Raw genomic sequence first — 598 nt, 5'->3', positions numbered from 1 at the left:
GTTCCAAACCGTTTTCTTTCAGGGCTTTAACAACAGCTTCCGCTTCACCCAAAGTACGAACGAATGGAATCATGATTTCGACGTTGGTCAAGCCCATTTCATCGCGAACGCGTTTCAAGGCTTTACACTCGAGTGCGAAGCAGTCTTTGAAGTTATCGGCTACATAACGCGCTGCACCACGGAAGCCCAACATTGGGTTTTCTTCGTGTGGTTCGTAGATGCTGCCACCCACCAAGTTAGCGTACTCGTTGGATTTGAAGTCAGACATACGGACGATGGTTTTGCGTGGATAAACCGAAGCAGCCAAAGTTGCCACACCTTCTGCGATTTTATCGACATAGAAGTCGACAGGAGAGGCATAGCCGGCGATGCGGCGGGTAATTTCCGCTTTCAACTCATTGTCTTGTTTGTCAAATTCCAACAAGGCTTTAGGGTGGATACCGATTTGACGGTTGATGATGAATTCCATACGCGCCAAGCCGATACCTTCGCTAGGCAGGTTGGCGAAGCTGAATGCCAATTCAGGGTTACCAACGTTCATCATCACTTTGACAGGGGCTTTAGGCATGTTGTCCAAAGCAACATCGGTAATTTGTAC

The 598-nt window shown here is 48.2% G+C and carries 1 protein-coding gene; it reads right to left on the bottom strand.

The window, feature by feature from the left end; genetic code table 11:
* Positions 1-598: putative PEP-binding protein (locus ACTHUM_RS17710; protein WP_440403649.1), on the bottom strand; the 598-nt coding region annotated here is incomplete at both ends.

The organism is Neisseria sp. P0021.S006 (genome assembly GCF_051956895.1).
This window is presented reverse-complemented; position numbering and strand designations above follow the sequence as displayed.